This window comes from Methylobacterium sp. UNC378MF (assembly GCF_900103195.1).
Taxonomy (GTDB): Bacteria; Pseudomonadota; Alphaproteobacteria; order Rhizobiales; family Beijerinckiaceae; genus Methylobacterium.
In genome coordinates, this window is record NZ_FMWU01000006.1 from 12,050 (window position 1) to 29,030 (window position 16,981).

The 16,981-nt window shown below is 71.3% G+C and carries 15 protein-coding genes; 12 read left to right on the forward strand and 3 right to left on the reverse strand.

Annotated elements, in window-relative coordinates:
• Positions 1-45: 45 nt before the first annotated feature.
• Together BLT59_RS07695 and BLT59_RS31205 are read left to right on the forward strand one after the other, a co-directional pair.
• A complete protein-coding gene (locus BLT59_RS07695; protein ID WP_091778165.1) occupies positions 46-444 on the forward strand; it encodes a DUF4174 domain-containing protein in 399 nt (132 codons plus the stop codon).
• Between the two features lie 137 nt (positions 445-581).
• Positions 582-758, forward strand: coding sequence for a hypothetical protein (locus BLT59_RS31205; protein WP_164706367.1), 177 nt, complete (start codon positions 582-584; stop codon positions 756-758).
• Between the two features lie 14 nt (positions 759-772).
• On the opposite strand, the gene BLT59_RS07700 is transcribed toward BLT59_RS31205, so the two are convergent.
• The 3 genes from BLT59_RS07700 to BLT59_RS07710 form a co-directional block, all read right to left on the reverse strand.
• Complete coding sequence (locus BLT59_RS07700) at positions 773-1,147, reverse strand: hypothetical protein (protein ID WP_139174029.1); 375 nt, start codon at positions 1,145-1,147, stop codon at positions 773-775.
• A 110-nt stretch (positions 1,148-1,257) separates the two neighbouring features.
• Positions 1,258-1,647 carry a hypothetical protein gene (locus tag BLT59_RS07705; protein WP_175543965.1) on the reverse strand — a complete coding sequence of 130 codons (390 nt, stop codon included), beginning with the start codon at positions 1,645-1,647 and terminating at the stop codon, positions 1,258-1,260.
• Between the two features lie 68 nt (positions 1,648-1,715).
• Positions 1,716-2,645, reverse strand: coding sequence for a protein-methionine-sulfoxide reductase heme-binding subunit MsrQ (locus tag BLT59_RS07710; protein ID WP_091778170.1), 930 nt, complete (start codon positions 2,643-2,645; stop codon positions 1,716-1,718).
• A 205-nt stretch (positions 2,646-2,850) separates the two neighbouring features.
• On the opposite strand from BLT59_RS07710, the gene BLT59_RS07715 reads away from it, so the two are divergent.
• The 10 genes from BLT59_RS07715 to BLT59_RS07760 all read left to right on the forward strand — a co-directional run bounded on the left by BLT59_RS07715 (position 2,851) and on the right by BLT59_RS07760 (position 16,869).
• Complete coding sequence (locus BLT59_RS07715) at positions 2,851-3,861, forward strand: aldo/keto reductase (RefSeq protein WP_091778172.1); 1,011 nt, start codon at positions 2,851-2,853, stop codon at positions 3,859-3,861.
• 361 nt (positions 3,862-4,222) lie between these two features.
• The gene (gene rimP / locus BLT59_RS07720) at positions 4,223-4,987 is read left to right on the forward strand and encodes a ribosome maturation factor RimP (protein WP_091778173.1); all 765 of its coding nucleotides are present in this window, start codon (positions 4,223-4,225) and stop codon (positions 4,985-4,987) included.
• A gap of 64 nt (positions 4,988-5,051) precedes the next feature.
• A complete protein-coding gene (nusA, locus tag BLT59_RS07725; RefSeq protein WP_091778174.1) occupies positions 5,052-6,686 on the forward strand; it encodes a transcription termination factor NusA in 1,635 nt (544 codons plus the stop codon).
• 23 nt (positions 6,687-6,709) lie between these two features.
• On the forward strand, positions 6,710-7,432 hold the full coding sequence (locus BLT59_RS07730) for an RNA-binding protein (RefSeq protein ID WP_091778176.1): 723 nt from the start codon (positions 6,710-6,712) through the stop codon (positions 7,430-7,432).
• Positions 7,433-7,508: 76 nt separating this feature from the next.
• The gene (gene infB / locus BLT59_RS07735) at positions 7,509-10,448 is read left to right on the forward strand and encodes a translation initiation factor IF-2 (RefSeq protein ID WP_091778178.1); all 2,940 of its coding nucleotides are present in this window, start codon (positions 7,509-7,511) and stop codon (positions 10,446-10,448) included.
• Between the two features lie 103 nt (positions 10,449-10,551).
• The gene (gene rbfA / locus BLT59_RS07740; RefSeq protein ID WP_091778180.1) at positions 10,552-10,980 is read left to right on the forward strand and encodes a 30S ribosome-binding factor RbfA; all 429 of its coding nucleotides are present in this window, start codon (positions 10,552-10,554) and stop codon (positions 10,978-10,980) included.
• Positions 10,981-11,081: 101 nt separating this feature from the next.
• The gene (truB, locus tag BLT59_RS07745) at positions 11,082-12,062 is read left to right on the forward strand and encodes a tRNA pseudouridine(55) synthase TruB (protein ID WP_244513907.1); all 981 of its coding nucleotides are present in this window, start codon (positions 11,082-11,084) and stop codon (positions 12,060-12,062) included.
• A 134-nt stretch (positions 12,063-12,196) separates the two neighbouring features.
• Positions 12,197-13,582 carry a dihydrolipoyl dehydrogenase gene (locus tag BLT59_RS07750; protein ID WP_091778537.1) on the forward strand — a complete coding sequence of 462 codons (1,386 nt, stop codon included), beginning with the start codon at positions 12,197-12,199 and terminating at the stop codon, positions 13,580-13,582.
• A gap of 84 nt (positions 13,583-13,666) precedes the next feature.
• The gene (locus tag BLT59_RS07755; RefSeq protein WP_091778184.1) at positions 13,667-16,279 is read left to right on the forward strand and encodes a histidine kinase dimerization/phosphoacceptor domain -containing protein; all 2,613 of its coding nucleotides are present in this window, start codon (positions 13,667-13,669) and stop codon (positions 16,277-16,279) included.
• Entirely contained in the window at positions 16,279-16,869 is a 591-nt protein-coding gene (locus BLT59_RS07760; RefSeq protein WP_175543971.1) for a biliverdin-producing heme oxygenase, read from the forward strand. The genes BLT59_RS07755 and BLT59_RS07760 overlap by 1 nt, the downstream gene beginning before the upstream one ends.
• Positions 16,870-16,981 lie beyond the last annotated feature (112 nt).

Here is a 16,981-nt window from a genome sequence, read left to right on the forward strand (position 1 = left end):
GGGCCGGTCGCGCGTTGTCTCGTCTCGTGAGCGGGGAGCGTCGGCATGCGGGAAACGGCTTTGGGGCTCGGGCTGGCGGCGATGGCGGCGGGGGCTGCCCTGGCCGGTCCCCTTGACGATTATCGCGACCGCGCGCGGGTGCTGGTCCTCTCGGCGCCCGAGGCCGGGGATGCGCAGCTGCGGGCGCAGCGGGCGGCCCTAGGTTCGGTCCGCACCGGCGCGGCCGAGCGCGACCTCGTGGTGCTGGAGGCGATCGGCTCCGGGGCGGAGGCGCGGGATCTGCGCGACCGGCTCGGCCTTCCGGCTGACAGCTTCCGGGCCGTGCTGATCGGGAAGGACGGGGGCGCCAAGCTCACCGCCGCGACCCCGATCGCGCCGCAGACGCTGTTCGCCATGATCGACGCGATGCCGATGCGCCGCGCCGAGATGCGCGGGCCTCGGTAGGGCCGGATCCCCTGTGAACAGGCAGGTCGCGGACACCAACGGTTAAGCCTACCGGCCTATCACCGGACCGTGTCGACGGCCGCGTATCGGCCGTCCGTTGAGGCCCGCCAGGACGCTCGGACGAGACGCTCGAATCGATGACTCGACAACAAGTCGCCACCGCCATCCGCCGCCTCGTCGACCTGCAGGTCGAGGATATCGAGCGCGCGGTCCGCGACGGCCACAAGACCATCGCGCTGAACGAGCTGGCGGATCTGAACCGTCAGCTCAAGGCCTTCGCGGCCGCCCTCAAGAAGGCGCCGGCCCGCATCTGAGCCGGCTCCCCACGCTACCAGCGCGGCCCGCCCCAGCGGCGGGGCGGGATGTCCTCCGGCGGCGGCGGCGGGGGCGGCCCGCGGTCGACGACCGGCTCGTCACAGACCCGCACCCGGCGCAGCACCGGCGCGCCATCCGGATCGAACCGACGCCGCACGAATTCCCGGAAGGTGTCGGGGGGCGCCGCGGTGAAGCGGGGGCCTCGGAATTCCGGTTCGGCCCGCGGCGGCGGAGGCAGGGGCCTCTGCTCGGGCTCCTCCTCCTGAGCGGGGCCGCCATAGCCGTGCGGCTGCGGATAGGGACCGTCGAAATCGGCGGCCAGTGCCGGGCCGGCAGCGAGGAGCAGGGCGCAGATACCGGTGCGCACGAGGAGACGACGAGCGGGCACGGGGGCCTCGGCGTGATCGGGCGCGCGGGGATCGCGGCCATCATCGCCGGAGGGTGCGCCGGAGCGCCTGAACCGCCGCCGTGTGGCGATGTCGGCTGCCGTTCAGCCGGCTAGTTCTGCATCGCGTTGACTTCGCACTGGGCGTAGTCCGCACTCGCCTTCACGTAGGCGTTGAGCTTCTGAAGGTAGGCCTCGGCGATCGGGCGGAAGGCCTGCGCCTGCAGGTTATAGGCCTTGATCGCGTCGTTGTAGCTGTAGGCCTCCCAGCCCGGGCAGCCCTCCTTGGCGTCGAGGCAGGCGGGCTTGGCCGGAAGCGCCGGCTTTGTCGGCCGGGCGGAGGCCGGCGGCGGCTCGGGCGGCGCGCAGGCCGCCGCGGCCGGTGCGGGGGCCGCCTGGGGTGGCGCGGCGGGGGCCGCCTTGGCGGCCGGCTTCGCGGGCGGGGCCGCCATGGCGGCGGTCGAGGCGAGTAAGCCCGCGATCAGGAGAAGCGTGCCGCGCATGGCGTCTTGAAAGCTCCGCTCGGCCCGGAACCGCCGGCGGCGGAGGACCGGGAGCGGGTTCTGCGGCATCAGGCCGGCGGCGACAAGGCCTCCCGCGTGGGCTCCCGCGTGGCCTCCCGGCGGGGCGGGTGCGCCGGCCGTCTGCTCGGTGCCTGCCCGGCCGCGCGCGGCTTCGGACCCCGCACCAGCGCCATGGCCGGCAGCGACAGCCCCACGGCCAGCACCCACCAAGCCGGCCGGATCGGGCCGGAAAAGTCCAGGTTGGCGGCGAGCACGAGGTTGGCCGGGACGCCGCTGGCAAGACCGTACCACGCCGCTTCCAGCCCGGCGGTCGCGAGGGCGGCGAGTACCGCCAGGAGGAGGAGCGACCAGGGCCGTTCCGGCCACTGGAAGCGCCGCATCGCCCGCCAGCCCATCAGCAGCAGGAACAGCCCGGCGGAGAAGACCGGGTCGGTGACGTCGATCTTCGACTGCAGGAAGTAGTGGGCCAGCGCCAGCACGGCGATCGTGTAGGTAAGCCGGTGCAGCCGGTTCCAGTTCGGGCCGAGATGGCGGATCGCCGCGTCCGTGGAGGTCAGCCCCAGGGCGATCAGGCCGACCAGGGCCGCGAAGCCGATCGTCAGGTAGAGCCGGAGCGCGATCTCCGAGACGACCTTGGTCAGGATCAGGTTCTGGTCGACCGCGTAGAGGGTGAGATGGGCCACCGCGTAGGCCATCACGGTGACGCCGAGCATGCGCCGGACGACGATGACCTTCGGCCAGTCGGCGAGGCGGCGCAGCGGCGAGATCGCCAGCGAGAAGAGCAGGAAGCGCACCGCCCACTCGCCGGTGGCATGGATCAGCGCCGTGATCGGCTTCGCGCCGAGGGCGTCGAGCCGGTAGGCGGCCGCGAGGTACAGGGCCGGCGCGATGCAGGCGAGGAACACCGCGAGCTTCAGCCAGGACAGGCGGCCGGCTCGGTCGAGCCAGGGGAGGGGGACGGCCAAGCGATCGATCATGGATCCGAACGGTAGCTTCTCGGTGGACGACGGCGGTGCGGCGCCGGGGATAAGCCCCGGGCTGGAACGGCTGCCCCGGCCATCGGTGCCGCCACGGGGCGGTTCGCCGCGGCCGCGCAGCGGTTACAGGGACGCGTTGACCTGTGTGGTTGACCTCTCCGCCCCTGGAGCGAGATAGCGGGGCGACGGACACCGGATGGATCCCATGCAGTACCGCAATCTCGGCCGCTCCGGCCTCAAGGTCTCGCCGATCTGCCTCGGCACGATGATGTTCGGCGGCCCCACCGACGAGGCCACCGCCGGCCGCATCGTCGGGAGCGCCCGGGAGGCGGGAATCAACTTCATCGACACGGCCAATGTCTACACGGACGGCCGCTCCGAGGAGATCACCGGCCGGGCGATCGGGCCTGAGCGCAACGCCTGGATCCTGGCCACCAAGGTGGCCAACCCGACGGGGCAAGGCGTCAACGACCGCGGCCTGTCGCGGGTCCACGTGATGAAGGCGGCCGAGGACAGCCTGCGCCGGCTCGGCACCGACTTCATCGACATCTACTACCTCCACAAGGAGGATCACGACACACCACTGGCCGAGACGGTCCGGGCGATGGCCGACCTCGTGCGGGCGGGCAAGATCCGCCATTTCGGGGTCTCGAATCACCGGTCCTGGCGGGTCGCCGAGATCTGCCGGCTCTGCGACGAACTCGGCATCGACCGGCCGGTGGTGAGCCAGCCCTACTACAACGCGTTCAACCGCATGCCCGAGACCGAGCATCTGCCGGCCTGCGCCCATTTCGGTCTCGGGGTCGTGCCGTACTCGCCGCTGGCCCGCGGCGTGCTCACCGGCAAGTACGACCCCGACGCGCCGCCGCCGGCCGAGTCCCGTGCCGGCCGCCAGGATACGCGGATGATGCAGACCGAGTGGCGCCCGGAATCCCTGCGGATCGCCCGGACGCTGAAGGAGCATGCCGAGGCCCGCGGCATCACGGCCGGCCAGTTCGCCACCGCCTGGGTGCTGAACAACCGCCTCGTCACCGGCGTTATCGCCGGTCCGCGCACGGAGGCGCAGTGGCAGGAATATCTCGGCGCCCTCGACTACGCCTTCACCCCGGAGGACGAGGCGCTGGTCGACGGGTTCGTCGCCGCCGGCCACCCGACGACGCCGGGCTACAACGATCCGGCCTATCCCCTGGAGGGGCGGGTGCCGAGGAGCGGCTGACGGCGCTTGAGAGCGGCCGATCTGCAAACGACCGCCTCATCCTGAGGTGACCGCGTCAGCGGACCTCGAAGGCGGGGTCCAGGGATCGCTGCGACCGCTGGAGGGTTCCTTCGAAGCCTCCGCTGGGCTCCGGCACCTCAGGATGAGGGCGAGATTTGGAAGAGCCGGGCCGCGCGCTGCAGCGGATCTGCCTTGCGCTCCCGGCGAAGGGTCGCTATCTATCCCTCAACAGTTCTGATGGCAGTCGAAAGGCTGCGGTTCGGGAGTGGGCCCCACCGGGTCCGCTCTTTTTTTTCGCCGCGCGAACCGCACGCCGCGGGCGAGCCAGGCAGAACGCCGCAAAGGTTGCGCGCTCAAATCCATGTCGTCCGAGATCGAAGCGGATCTGTCCGAGAAGCGCCTCGTCCGCGAGGCCGGCGTTGCTGCGCGTGTCGCGCAGACAATCGAGGGTCCGATCCAGGGCCTGGGCTTCCGGCTCGTCCGGGTGAAGATGTCCAACATCAACGGCTGCACCGTGCAGATCATGGCGGAGCGGCCGGACGGCACCTTCACCATCGACGATTGCGAAGCGGTGAGCCGTGCGATCTCGCCGATCCTCGATGTCGACGATCCGGTGGGTGGCGCCTACAATCTGGAAGTCTCCTCGCCGGGGATCGACCGGCCGCTGGTGCGGGTCTCGGATTTCGCCCGCTGGGTCGGCTACGAGGCCAAGGTCGAGCTGAGCCCGCCGCTCGACGGGCGCAAGCGCTTCCGCGGCATCCTCGGCGCGCCGGATCCGGCGGGCCTCACCGTGCCGATCGATCTGCCCGACGTGAAGGAAGGCCTGCCGAGCCGCATCGATCTGCCGCTCAAGGACCTCGCCGAGGCCCATCTCGTCCTCACCGACGAGCTGATCCGCGAGTCGCTCCGCCGCGGCGGTCCGGCCCCCGGCCACGAGGATGACGAGGCCGAGGACGAGGCGCCGGCCGAGGACAGTGCGGCGCCGCCTGCGCGAAGCCCGTTCCGGCCGCAGGGGCCGAAGAAGGCCAGCCCCGCGGCCAAGCCCAAGCATCCGGCCCGGGCCGGTCCCAGGAAGCCGGTCGTCACCAAGGCGTCCCGGCTCAAGGACCGCGACTCCCTGCACTGAGACCCCAGCGTCGGCCGTCCAGCGGCCGGCCCGAAGATTTGACGGAAGAGAAGGACCGAAACCGATGGCCGTCGTCAGCGCCAACAGGCTCGAACTCCTCCAGATCGCCGACGCGGTCGCCCGCGAGAAGGTGATCGACCGCTCCATCGTGATCGACGCGATGGAGGAGGCGATCGCCAAGGCGGCCCGCTCCCGCTACGGCGCCGAGACCGACGTTCACGCCGAGATCGACAACAAGACCGGGGCGCTGCGCCTGTCGCGCCATCTCCTGGTCGTCGATCAGGTCGAGAACGACGCCCGCGAGATCACGCTGGAGCAGGCCCGCCGCTACAATCCGGGCGCGCTCGTCGGCGACGTGATCTCCGACACCCTGCCGCCCTTCGATTTCGGCCGGGTGGCCGCGCAATCGGCCAAGCAGGTCATCGTCCAGAAGGTGCGCGACGCCGAGCGCGCCCGCCAGTTCGACGAGTACAAGGACCGCATCGGCGAGATCCTCAACGGCATAGTGAAGCGCGTCGAGTACGGCAACGTCATCGTCGATCTCGGTCGCGGCGAGGGTATCGTGCGCCGGGACGAGATGATCCCGCGCGAGACCTTCCGCCCGGGCGACCGGATCCGCTCCTACCTGTTCGACGTGCGCTCGGAAGTGCGCGGGCCGCAGATCTTCCTGTCGCGCTCGCACCCGCAGTTCATGGCCAAGCTGTTCGGCCAGGAAGTGCCCGAGATCTACGACGGCATCGTCGAGGTGAAGGCGGTGGCCCGCGATCCGGGATCGCGCGCCAAGATCGCGGTGATCTCCCGCGACGGCAGCATCGACCCGGTCGGCGCCTGCGTCGGCATGCGCGGCTCGCGCGTGCAGGCCGTGGTCGGCGAGCTGCAGGGCGAGAAGATCGACATCATCCCGTGGTCCGAGGACGAGGCGACCTTCATTGTCAACGCGCTCCAGCCCGCCGAGGTGGTGAAGGTGGTGCTCGACGAGGAGGCCGACCGGATCGAGGTGGTGGTGCCGGACGATCAGCTGTCGCTCGCCATCGGCCGCCGCGGCCAGAACGTGCGGCTGGCCTCCCAGCTCACCGGCTGGGACATCGACATCCTCACCGAGGCCGAGGAATCGGAGCGTCGCCAGAAGGAGTTCGCCGAGCGGACCCAGGTGTTCATGGAGGCGCTCGACGTCGACGAGACCGTCGGCCAGCTGCTCGCCGCGGAAGGCTTCCGCAACGTCGAGGAGATCGCCTACGTCGACATCCAGGAGCTGTCCGGCATCCAGGGTCTCGACGAGGAGACCGGCACCGAGATCCAGGCCCGCGCGCAGGACCACCTCGCCCGGATCGAGCAGGCCCACGACGCCCGCCGGACCGAGCTCGGCGTCGCCGACGAGCTGCGCGAGATCGAGGGCATCACCACGCCCATGATGGTCGCGCTCGGCGAGAACGACGTGAAGAGTGTCGAGGATCTGGCGGGCTGCGCCACCGACGACCTCGTCGGCTACACGGAGGGGCGGGGCCCCGAGGCCGTGCGCCATGCCGGCTACCTCGACGGGTTCGACCTGTCGCGCGCCGAGGCCGAGGCCCTGATCATGGCTGCCCGCCTGAAGGCCGGCTGGATCGAGGCCTTGCCGGAGCCGGAAGGCGAGGAGGGCGCGGAAGGCGCCGAGGCCGCCGAGGGCGATGAGGCCGCCTCCGCACGGGCCGAGGCCTGAGCGAGAGTCGGCGCGGAGGCGCGATGGCCGCGGTCGACACGACCTTGCCCGAGGACGGGCTGGTTGCCGGGGGGCTCGATGCCGGCCCCGGCCGCCGCGCGCCTGAGCGGACCTGCATCGTCACCCGCGTCGCCCAGGCGCCGGAGGCGATGATCCGGTTCGTACGCGGGCCGGACGGCAGCGTCGTGCCCGACCTGCGCGCCAAGCTTCCGGGCCGCGGCGCCTGGGTGAGCGCCCGGCGCGAGACGGTCGCCACCGCCGTGCGGAAAAACCTGTTCTCGCGGGCCTTCAAGGGGCCGACGCCGGCCGCCCCCGACCTGCCGGACCGGATCGCCGCGGCGCTCCGGGAGGACCTGCGGCAGGCGATCGCGATGGCCAACAAGGCGGGCTGCATCGTGGCGGGCTTCTCGAAGGTCGAGGCCGCGATCGGCGGCCAGCCGGGTGCGATCGCGGTGATTCACGCCGCCGAGGCGAGCCCGGACGGCCGGCGGAAGATCGCCGCGGCCTTGTACCGGCGCCGTGGCGAGGCCATGTCAAGGATCCCGATCATCGATGACCTGTCCGAAGACGAATTGGACATGGCCTTAGGTCGGGATCATGTGATACACGCTGCGCTCGTCGCAGGAGCCGGAGCCGCCGGCTGCCTGTCGCGTTGGCGTCGGCTACGCTCCTTCGAGGGCGCCGCCGCGGCGACCGGGGAGCCCGATCCAGCCCGAATCGGCGGGATCGACGAAGCCTCACGTTGACGACGCAGGACGGATTTGGCCGGCGCCACCGGGCGTCGGTTCACGGGACGATGGAAACCCTCAGGGTTCAGGCTGAATGAGCGATACGAACAACCCGGGCGACAAGACTCTGAATCGGACTTCCCCGAAGCCGCTGTCCCTCAAGCGGCCGATCGAGGCGGGCACCGTGCGTCAGAGCTTCTCCCATGGCCGCTCCAAGCAGGTCGTGGTCGAGACGGTGAAGCGCCGCGTCATCGGCGCGGCGCCGGCCGCCCCCACCCGTGAACCTGCGCCCGCGCCGCGTCCGGCACCGGCCGCGCCGCCGACCGCCGCTGCCCCGCGCCCCGCTCAGCGGCCGGCCTCGGGCGTGGTCCTGCGCACGTTGAGCGAGCAGGAGAGCGCCGCCCGCGCCGCGGCCCTCGCCGACGCGCAGCGCCGTGAGGCCGAAGCCCGCCGAAAGGCCGAGGCGGAAGCCGAGGCGCGCCGCCAGGAGGCCGAGGCTCAGGCCCGCCGCGAGCGCGAGGCCGCCGAGGCCCGCCGCCGCGAGGAGGAGGAGCGCAAGGCCGCAGCCGCTGCGGCCGCCGCGGAAGCGGCCGAGGCCGCCAAAGCTGCTGCCGCGGCTCCGGCGCCCGCGCCTGCCACTCCAGCTCCCGCCGCCGAGGCGCCGGCCGCTGCGCCGTCCAGCCCGGCTCCGGCTCCGGCGTCTGCCCAGCCCGCAGCCACGCCGGCTCGCCCGGTTGCGGCCCCGGCCCGTCCGGCCGCTCCGGCGCGTCAGCCCGAGGCCGCGCGTCCGGCCGCAGCGCGTGCCGCGCCCGCCGCCGCGGCTCCGGCCGCTCCGCGTCCGCCGCTGACGCCGCGCCCCTCCACGGGTGAGCCGCGCAAGACCATCACGGCAGATTCGCGCAAGCCGCGCGACCTCAACTTCATGGCCCGGCCCGCCCCGGCGCCGGAGCCCGAGAAGAGCGCGACGCCGGCGACCGCCGCGCGTCCCGCCGGTGCGGGCGCGGCTGCGCGTCCCGCCGGTCGCGGTGCCCAGACCAACGACGACGAGTCCGAGACCAAGCGGGTCATCCGCCGTCCCGGCATGCCGCTCAAGATCATCACCCCGCCCAAGACGCCGAAATCGCCGGGCGGCGACCGCAACCGCGGCCGTCTGACCATCGCGACCGCGACGTCGGGCGAGGACGAGCGCACGCGCTCCGTCGCCTCGTTCCGCCGCCGCCAGCAGCGGATGAGCGGTCGGGGTCATGTCGAGCAGAAAGAGAAGCTGTCTCGCGAGGTGACCATCCCCGAGACGATCACCATCCAGGAACTCGCCAACCGCATGTCGGAGCGGGCCGTGGACGTGATCCGCATGCTGATGAAGCAGGGCCAGATCCACAAGATCACCGACGTGATCGATTCGGATACCGCCCAGCTCATCGCCGAGGAGCTCGGCCACACGGTGCGGCGCGTCGCCGAGTCCGACGTCGAGGAAGGCCTGTCGTCCGACGAGCCGGATCTGGAGGAGGATCTCGATCCCCGTCCGCCGGTGGTCACCATCATGGGCCACGTCGATCACGGCAAGACGTCGCTGCTCGACGCGATCCGCAAGGCGAACGTGGTCGAGGGCGAGGCCGGCGGCATCACCCAGCACATCGGCGCCTATCAGGTCGCGGCCCCGTCCGGCGACATGATCACCTTCATCGACACCCCGGGCCACGCGGCGTTCACGTCGATGCGCGCCCGCGGCGCCAAGGTCACCGATATCGTGGTGATCGTGGTGGCGGCCGATGACGGCGTCATGCCCCAGACGATCGAGGCCATCCAGCACGCCAAGGCGGCGGGCGTCCCGATGATCATCGCGGTCAACAAGATCGACAAGCCGGATGCCAAGCCGGAGCGGGTCCGCACGGAACTGCTGCAGCACGACATCCAGGTCGAGTCGATGGGCGGTGAGACCCTCGAGTTCGAGGTCTCGGCCAAGACCGGCGCCGGTGTCCCGGAGCTTCTGGAGGGTATCCAGATCCAGGCCGAGATCATGAACCTGCGCGCCAACGAGAAGCGCGACGGTGAGGGCACGGTCATCGAGGCGCAGCTCGACCGCGGTCGCGGCCCCGTGGCCACGGTCCTGGTCCAGCGCGGCACCCTGTTCACCGGTGACATCGTCGTGGCGGGCGCCGAGTGGGGCCGCGTGCGCGCCCTGATCGACGACCTCGGCGAGAACGTCCAGTATGCCGGCCCCTCGGTGCCGGTGGAGGTGCTGGGCTTCAACGGCACGCCCGATGCCGGCGACCGCGTGACCGTGGTGCCGAGCGAGGCCCGCGCCCGCGAGGTCACCGAGTACCGCGCCCGCCAGAAGCGCGAGCGCCAGAACGCCCGGACCGGCGGTGCCAACCGCTCGCTGGTCGACATGATGCGCGACCTCAAGGAAGGCGCCGGCCGCAAGGAGCTGCCGGTCGTCATCAAGGGCGACGTGCAGGGCTCGGTGGAGGCGATCTCGGGCGCGCTCGAGAAGCTCGGCAACGACGAGGTCGCGGCCCGCATCCTCCTGTCCGGCGTCGGCGGCATCACCGAGTCTGACATCACCCTGGCGCAGGCGTCGAAGGCGGTCGTGATCGGCTTCAACGTGCGCGCCCTCAAGGAGGCCCGCGAGGCCGCCGAGCGGGCCGGCATCGAGATCCGGTACTACAACATCATCTACGACCTCGTGGACGACATCAAAGCCACGCTGTCGGGGATGCTGCCGCCGACCCTGCGGGAGGATCGCCTCGGCGAGGCGACCATCCAGGAGGTCTTCGAGGTCTCGAAGGTCGGCAAGGTCGCGGGTTGCCGCGTCACCGACGGTATCGTGGAGCGCGGCGCCCATGTTCGCCTGATCCGCGATAGCGTCGTGATCCACGAGGGCAAGCTCAAGACGCTCAAGCGCTTCAAGGACGATGCGAAGGAAGTCACCTCCGGTCAGGAGTGCGGCATGGCCTTCGAGAACTTCGAGAACATGCGCGCGGGCGACGTGATCGAGTGCTATCGGGTCGAGGAGATCCGCCGCACCCTCTGACACGCCGGACTCTTCCGGACAGGGCGGCCGCGGCACCTGCCGCGGCCGTCTTTTCTTTTTCAGGACGTGAGCCGTCCGCTTCGGCGGAGAGGCCCGAGACAGAATGGCCCAGAAACCGACCTCCACCGGCCCCTCGCAGCGTCAGCAGCGCGTGGCCGAACTCGTGCGCCACGCGCTCGCCGAAGTGCTCCAGCGCGGCGACATCCAGGATCCGGTGCTCGGCACGCATGTCGTGACCGTGCCGGAGGTCCGGATGTCGCCGGACCTGAAGCTCGCCACCGCCTATGTGATGCCGCTCGGCGGCCTCGACGAGGCGCCGGTGATCGCCGCCCTGGAGCGCCACCGGAAGGTGCTGCGCCAGGAGGTGGCGCGGCGGGTGAACCTGAAATACGCGCCTGAGCTGCGGTTCCGGCGGGACGAGACCTTCGACGAGGCGGCGCGCATCGACAAGCTGCTGCGGGATGAGCGGGTCCAGCGCGACCTCGAGACCGGGCACGAGGACGACGAACCGGAGACCGGGACGGGGCATTGAGCTCCGATACCAAGCAGAAAGGGACGGGGCATCGACCCCGGGGACACGCGGACATGACGGTTTCCATGGAAGATTTTCCGCCGGCCGAGCACCAGGCTCCCATGCCGAGTGCTGAGCGCCGTGGTCCGGAGGGCCGCCGTCCCCAGCGCGGACCGCGTCCCGACCGCCCGAAGCGCCGGGACGTCTCGGGCTGGGTCATCCTCGACAAGCATGTTGGCATGACCTCGACCCATGCGGTCGCCGTGGTGAAGCGTGCTTTCAACGCCAAGAAGGCGGGCCATGCCGGCACCCTCGACCCGCTGGCCTCCGGCATCTTGCCGATCGCGCTCGGCGAGGCGACCAAGACCGTCCCGTTCGTGATGGATGGCCGCAAGGCCTACCGGTTCACCGTGCAGTGGGGGATCGAGACCGACACCGATGATGCCGAGGGGCGTCCCGTGGCGACCAGCGACGCCCGTCCCGACCGTGCCGCGGTCGAGGCGGCGCTACCGGTCTTCGTGGGGGCGATCGAACAGGTGCCACCGCGCTATTCGGCGATCAAGATCCAGGGCGAGCGCGCCTACGATCTCGCCCGCGAAGGCGAGACCGTGGAACTGGTTGCCCGGCCGGTGCAGATCGACCGGCTCGCGGTCGTCGAGCACGACGGCGAGCGTACCGTGATCGAGGCGGAGTGCGGCAAGGGCACCTATGTGCGGGCGCTCGCCCGCGACCTCGGCCGCATGCTCGGCTGCTACGGCCACGTGGCGGCCCTGCGCCGAACCCGTGTCGGGCCCTTCTCGGAGGCTGAGGCCTGCCCGGTCTCAGCCCTGACCGACGGAAGTCCCGAGGCGGCGCTCGCCTTCCTGCGTCCGGTCGAGACGGCCCTCGATGCCATTCCGGAGGTGGCCGTCTCCCGCGATCTGGGCCTGCGCCTGATGCGCGGGCAGCCTGTGATCCTGCGGGGCCGGGATGCTCCCGTCGCGGGCAAGGTCTTCGCGACCTGCGCCGGCATTCTCGTCGCCGTGGGCGACGTGGAGCGCGGCGAACTGATCCCGCACCGGGTATTCCACCTCGGCGGCACGGCGCCCGGCCGCAGCTCCTGAGCTCCCGGCTCCGCATTGCCCGATGCGGCGCGTGCGGAGCCCCGGCCGGTCCAGGTCGGGTTGAGTCGTGATCGCGCGGGCGGAACGAACCTGAGCCGTCACGCTTTGGCTCCGGCGAACGGTCCGGGATGCTGATGCGCGAACTCGACTACGACGTGGCGGTGATCGGCGCCGGGACGGCCGGCATCGCCGCCCATCGCGCCGCTGCGGCCTCGGGGGCGCGGTCGGTGCTGATCGAGCGCGGGCCGGGCGGGACGACCTGCGCGCGGGTCGGCTGCATGCCGTCGAAGCTCCTGATCGCCGCCGGCACCGCCGCCCATACGGCACGCAGCACCGACCTGTTCGGCATCCGGGTCGCCGACGTCGCGGTTGACGGGCCCGCCGTGCTGCGCCGCCTCCGCGCGGAGCGCGACCGGTTCGTTGCCAGTGTGTTCGATGGACTCGGCGATCTGCCCGATCACGCGCGCCTCGACGGCACGGCGCGGTTCGAGAGCGACCGCACGCTGCTGATCGGCGATGCGATCCGGATCCGGTTCCGGGCGGCCGTCATCGCCACCGGTTCGAGCCCGATCGTACCGGAATTCCTGCGGGAGCTCGGCGCGCGCGTCCTGACAACCGACACGCTCTTCGAGATTCCCGATCTTCCCGATTCGCTGGCTGTCCTCGGGGCCGGGGCGGTCGGGATCGAGATCGCCCAGGCGATGGCACGGCTCGGCGTTGCCGTCACGGTCATCGATACGGGCGAGGCCGTCGCCGGCTTGAGCGAGCCGGGGCTCGTCCAGCAGGCCGCCGAAATCTTCGGCTCGGAGCTGGATCTTCATCGGGGCGCCGAGATTCGGGCCGCCGCTCCGGACGGCGACGGCGTGTGTCTCCACTGGACCGACCGCGACGGGCGCGAACAGGTCACGCGGGCGTCGCGGGTGCTGGCCGCCATCGGACGGGCACCGAACCTGGAGCCCCTCGGGCTGGAGGCGGTCGGCCTTCGCCACGGCGCGGACGGCCTGCCGGATTTCGACCGGCGCAGCCTCGTCTGCGCGGGTGCGCCGATCCTGATCGCGGGCGATGCCGATGGCTGGCGGCCGGTCCTGCACGAGGCCAGCCGCCAGGGGCGGATCGCCGGCGCCAACGCGGCCGCTCTGGCTGCGGGGCGCGCGCCCGCGGCGCCGGCACCGTGGACGAGCCTCGCAATGGTCTTCACCCATCCCCAGGCGGCCGTGATCGGCGCACCGTACGATCCGGAGGACGACGGACGCGTCATCGGCGCCATGGATTTCTCCGATCAGGGGCGCGCCCGCGTCGAGGGGCTGAACCGCGGCGGCATTCGGATCTGGGCCGATCGGTCCGGGCAGCTGCTCGGCGGCGAAATGCTCGGTCCTGCCGTGGAGCACCTCGCACATCTGCTTGCTTACGCGGTCGCCGACAAGCAGACGGCCCAGTCCGTGCATGATCGGCCAGTATATCATCCTACGGTTGAAGAAGGGCTGTTCAGTATTATGTCTACGATCATACAGAAGATCTGAGGTGTTGATCGTGCCGACGTCACACGCATTGCGCCCGACGGCTCCCGTCGCCATACCCGTCTGAATGCGCCGGTTTCGTTCTTGATGCCGCCCAGCCAAGCCCCCCATACGGACGTCGATCTCGACGTCATCGCACCGGATGCGCTCGATCGCCTCGACCAGGGCGTGATCGCGCTCGATGCGGCCGGCACCGTCGTGGCCTTCAGCGAGGGCGCGAGCACGATCTCCGGCCTGTCGCGCGAGGCCGTCCTCGGACGCGACTATTTCCGGGACGTGATGCCGGGCACCAACGTGCCGAGCTTCCGGGGGCGGTTCCTGGCGGGCGCGCGGCGCGGCGCCCTGGACGAGACCTTCGATTACGTGTTCGGCCGGCTGCCGCAGCCGCTGCGTGCCCGGATCCACATGCGTCACGGACGGATCGCCGGCACGGGTCCGGTAACATGGCTGACCATCGATCCGGTCGAGAGCCTCGGGGCCGACCGGTCGCGCGAGGCCGTGGTTGCGGCGATCGGCCGGCGGGTGCGGGCCGAGCCGGTCGATGCCAGCCTCTGCGAGCGGGAGCCGATCCATATCCCGGGCTCGATCCAGCCCAACGCCGTGATGCTCGCAGCCGACGCCGGGACTCTTCTGGTGGTCGCCTACTCGGCCAATGTCGGAGAGATCATCGATCCGATCGAGCCGCCGCTCGCGGGCCGGCCCCTGGCGGACGTGCTCCCGGCGGATTTCGTCGCGGCGCTCCGCGCGCGCCTGGCAAGCGGGACTTTCCAGCACGGCACGGCGGTGCGCCGGACCGTGACGGTCCCCGGCCGGGGCGCATACCACGCGATCGCCCATGCCCATGCGGGCCGGCTCATCGTCGAGATGGAGCTGGAGCCGGATTCGGTCGAAGATTTCGCCACCGCCAGCCAGATCGATACCGAACTGGCTGTCGGGCGCCTGCGCGGGGCCGAGACGCTTGCGGAGGCAGCCCGGATCGCCGCCCTAGAGATCCGGTCGCTCACCGGGTTCGAGGCGGTCCTGGTCTACCGCTTCGACACGGACTGGAACGGCGAGGCCGTGGCTGAGGACAAGGCGCCCGACTGGTCGCGCAGCCTGTTGGGTCTCCACTTCCCTGCTTCCGACATCCCGGCCCAAGCCCGCGCCCTCTACACCAAGGCCAAGAGCCGCTTCGTCATCGACCGTGACAGCGTGCCGGTCGGGCTGGTCTCGGCGCCCGGCTCCGGAAACGGCCCGATCGATCTGACCTTCGCCCAGCACCGCACGCTTTCGCCGATCCACCTGGAGTACCAGCGCAACCTCGGCGTGAACGGCTCCATGTCGATCTCGATCATGGTCGAGGGACGGCTCTGGGGCCTGATGATCGGTCATCATCGCCGTCCGCACTACGTCACGCCGGAGACCCGGGCGGCCGCCACGGTGCTCACCGACGCCTTCGCCATGCGGGTGCAGGAGATCGAATCGCGCCGGCTCTGGGCCGAGCGGCAGGCGCATCTCGACGTCGAAGGGCGCCTCGTGCGTGGCCTGACTCGTTCCGACGACTTCGTGGCCGCCCTGACCGGTGGGACGACGACGCTGCTCGACCTGTTCAGCGCCACGGGCGCCGGCATCGTCTCCAGCGATCGGGTCACGCTGATCGGTCGGACGCCGCCGGCCGACATGGTGGCGGCGATCGCCACCTGGCTGCGGGCGCGCGTGCCGGCGGGCGAGGTCGGCTACAGCAGCGACAGCGTCACGGTGGATTATCCGGAGGCCGGCCCGCATCGGGAGATCGCCAGCGGCCTGCTCGCCGTCTTCGTCGACGCCTCGCGCGAGAACCTGCTGCTCTGGTTCCGGCCGGAAGTGTCCAGCACGGTCACCTGGGGTGGCGACCCGCGCAATCCCGTGCTCGCCGGCAGCGGTCCCGTGGCCGTGCTGCCCCGCCGCTCCTTCGAGCGCTGGGTCGAGGAGCGCACCGGCTTCGCCGCTCCTTTCGCGGAATGGCAGATCCAGCTCGCCGGCTCCCTGGCGGAGGCGGTCGAGGGTGTCGTGCTGCGCCAGCGGCGCAAGATCGACGAGCTGACCGGCCTGCTCGCCGAGAAGGAGCGCCTGCTCGAGCAGAAGGATCTGCTCACCCGGGAGATCGACCACCGGGTCAAGAATTCCCTGCAGATCGTCTCGGCCTTCCTGCAGATGCAGCGGCGCCAGATCGCCGACGGCGAGGCCCGGCAGGCCTTCGCCGACACCTCCGCCCGGGTGATGAGCGTCGCGCGGGTGCATGACAGCCTGTACCAGGCGGAACGGTTCGACGAGGTCGATCTCGGCCAGACCATCGAGAACCTGTGCAGCGACCTCGCGGGGCTCGCCGGCGACGGCCACGCCGTCGATCTCTCGGCGGAGCCCGGCCTGATGGTGCCCTACCGCAAGGCGGTGGCGCTCTCGCTGATCGCCACGGAACTCGTCACCAACGCCTTCAAGTACGCGGCCACGCCCGAAGGCATCGGCCGCGTCGAGGTGAGCGTCTCGGCCTCCGGCCCCGGCGAGGTCCAGCTGCGCGTCTGCGACGACGGCGCCGGCCTGCCGGACGACTGGGCCGATGCGCGAGCCCGCAGCAAGGGCTCCGGCCTGGGCATGAAGCTCATCCGGGCGATGCTCGACCAGATCAACGCCAAGCTCACCGTCGCCAACACTCCCGGCGCCTGCTTCACGATCACCGCGTGATGTCCCGCGACGGCCTGCACGCGCGGCTGCGCGCCGCGACCGATCCGGCCCACCGGGCTCTGGAGGCGTCCCTCGACTGGCAGGCGCGGGTGGCGACGCTGGACGGCTATCGCGACCTGCTGGGGCGTCTCTACGGGTTCCACGCGGTGTGGGAATCCGCTATCGCGGCCGGGCTCGCCGACGAATCGTTCCTGGCCCCGCGCCGCCGCCTCGCCCTGGTCGCGAGCGACCTCGACCATCTCGGCCTTCCGCCCTCCGCGATCACGGCACTTCCGAAGCCGGTCTCCCCGATGCTCGACGGGCCGGCTGCCGCCACGGGCGCACTCTACGTGCTGGAAGGATCGACGCTCGGCGGCCAGCTGATCGGCCGGCACATCGCCGGGCTGCACGGCTTCTCGAGCGCGGGTCTCGCCTATTACCGCGCGCACGGACCCGCCGCGGGGGCAATGTGGGCTGCCTTCCGGAAACGCCTCGAAATCTTCGGTGACGATCCGGTCGCGGAGGCCGCTCTCACCGGCGCGGCCGTGTCGACCTTCTCGGCGATGCGCGCGTGGCTCTGTGACGGTCCGGAGACACCGGCCGCGACCTGACCGGCTCAGGTTCGGCCCACAGGGCGCATCACGGCGCGGATGCGGTCGCGATGCGCGTGTTCCGGCATGCCGAAAATGCATGGGCGCGGGACAGTACGGCATTTGACGGCCT

Excerpts from the sequence above, each read along its gene's own strand:
- BLT59_RS07695 (WP_091778165.1), top strand. The coding sequence starts at position 46 with ATGCGGGAAACGGCTTTGGGGCTCGGGCTGGCGGCGATGGCGGCGGGG.
- BLT59_RS31205 (WP_164706367.1), top strand. The coding sequence starts at position 582 with ATGACTCGACAACAAGTCGCCACCGCCATCCGCCGCCTCGTCGACCTG.
- BLT59_RS07705 (WP_175543965.1), bottom strand. The coding sequence starts at position 1,647 with ATGCGCGGCACGCTTCTCCTGATCGCGGGCTTACTCGCCTCGACCGCC.
- BLT59_RS07710 (WP_091778170.1), bottom strand. The coding sequence starts at position 2,645 with ATGATCGATCGCTTGGCCGTCCCCCTCCCCTGGCTCGACCGAGCCGGC.
- BLT59_RS07715 (WP_091778172.1), top strand. The coding sequence starts at position 2,851 with ATGCAGTACCGCAATCTCGGCCGCTCCGGCCTCAAGGTCTCGCCGATC.
- rimP (WP_091778173.1), top strand. The coding sequence starts at position 4,223 with ATGTCGTCCGAGATCGAAGCGGATCTGTCCGAGAAGCGCCTCGTCCGC.
- nusA (WP_091778174.1), top strand. The coding sequence starts at position 5,052 with ATGGCCGTCGTCAGCGCCAACAGGCTCGAACTCCTCCAGATCGCCGAC.
- BLT59_RS07730 (WP_091778176.1), top strand. The coding sequence starts at position 6,710 with ATGGCCGCGGTCGACACGACCTTGCCCGAGGACGGGCTGGTTGCCGGG.
- infB (WP_091778178.1), top strand. The coding sequence starts at position 7,509 with ATGAGCGATACGAACAACCCGGGCGACAAGACTCTGAATCGGACTTCC.
- rbfA (WP_091778180.1), top strand. The coding sequence starts at position 10,552 with ATGGCCCAGAAACCGACCTCCACCGGCCCCTCGCAGCGTCAGCAGCGC.
- truB (WP_244513907.1), top strand. The coding sequence starts at position 11,082 with ATGCCGAGTGCTGAGCGCCGTGGTCCGGAGGGCCGCCGTCCCCAGCGC.
- BLT59_RS07750 (WP_091778537.1), top strand. The coding sequence starts at position 12,197 with ATGCGCGAACTCGACTACGACGTGGCGGTGATCGGCGCCGGGACGGCC.
- BLT59_RS07755 (WP_091778184.1), top strand. The coding sequence starts at position 13,667 with ATGCCGCCCAGCCAAGCCCCCCATACGGACGTCGATCTCGACGTCATC.
- BLT59_RS07760 (WP_175543971.1), top strand. The coding sequence starts at position 16,279 with ATGTCCCGCGACGGCCTGCACGCGCGGCTGCGCGCCGCGACCGATCCG.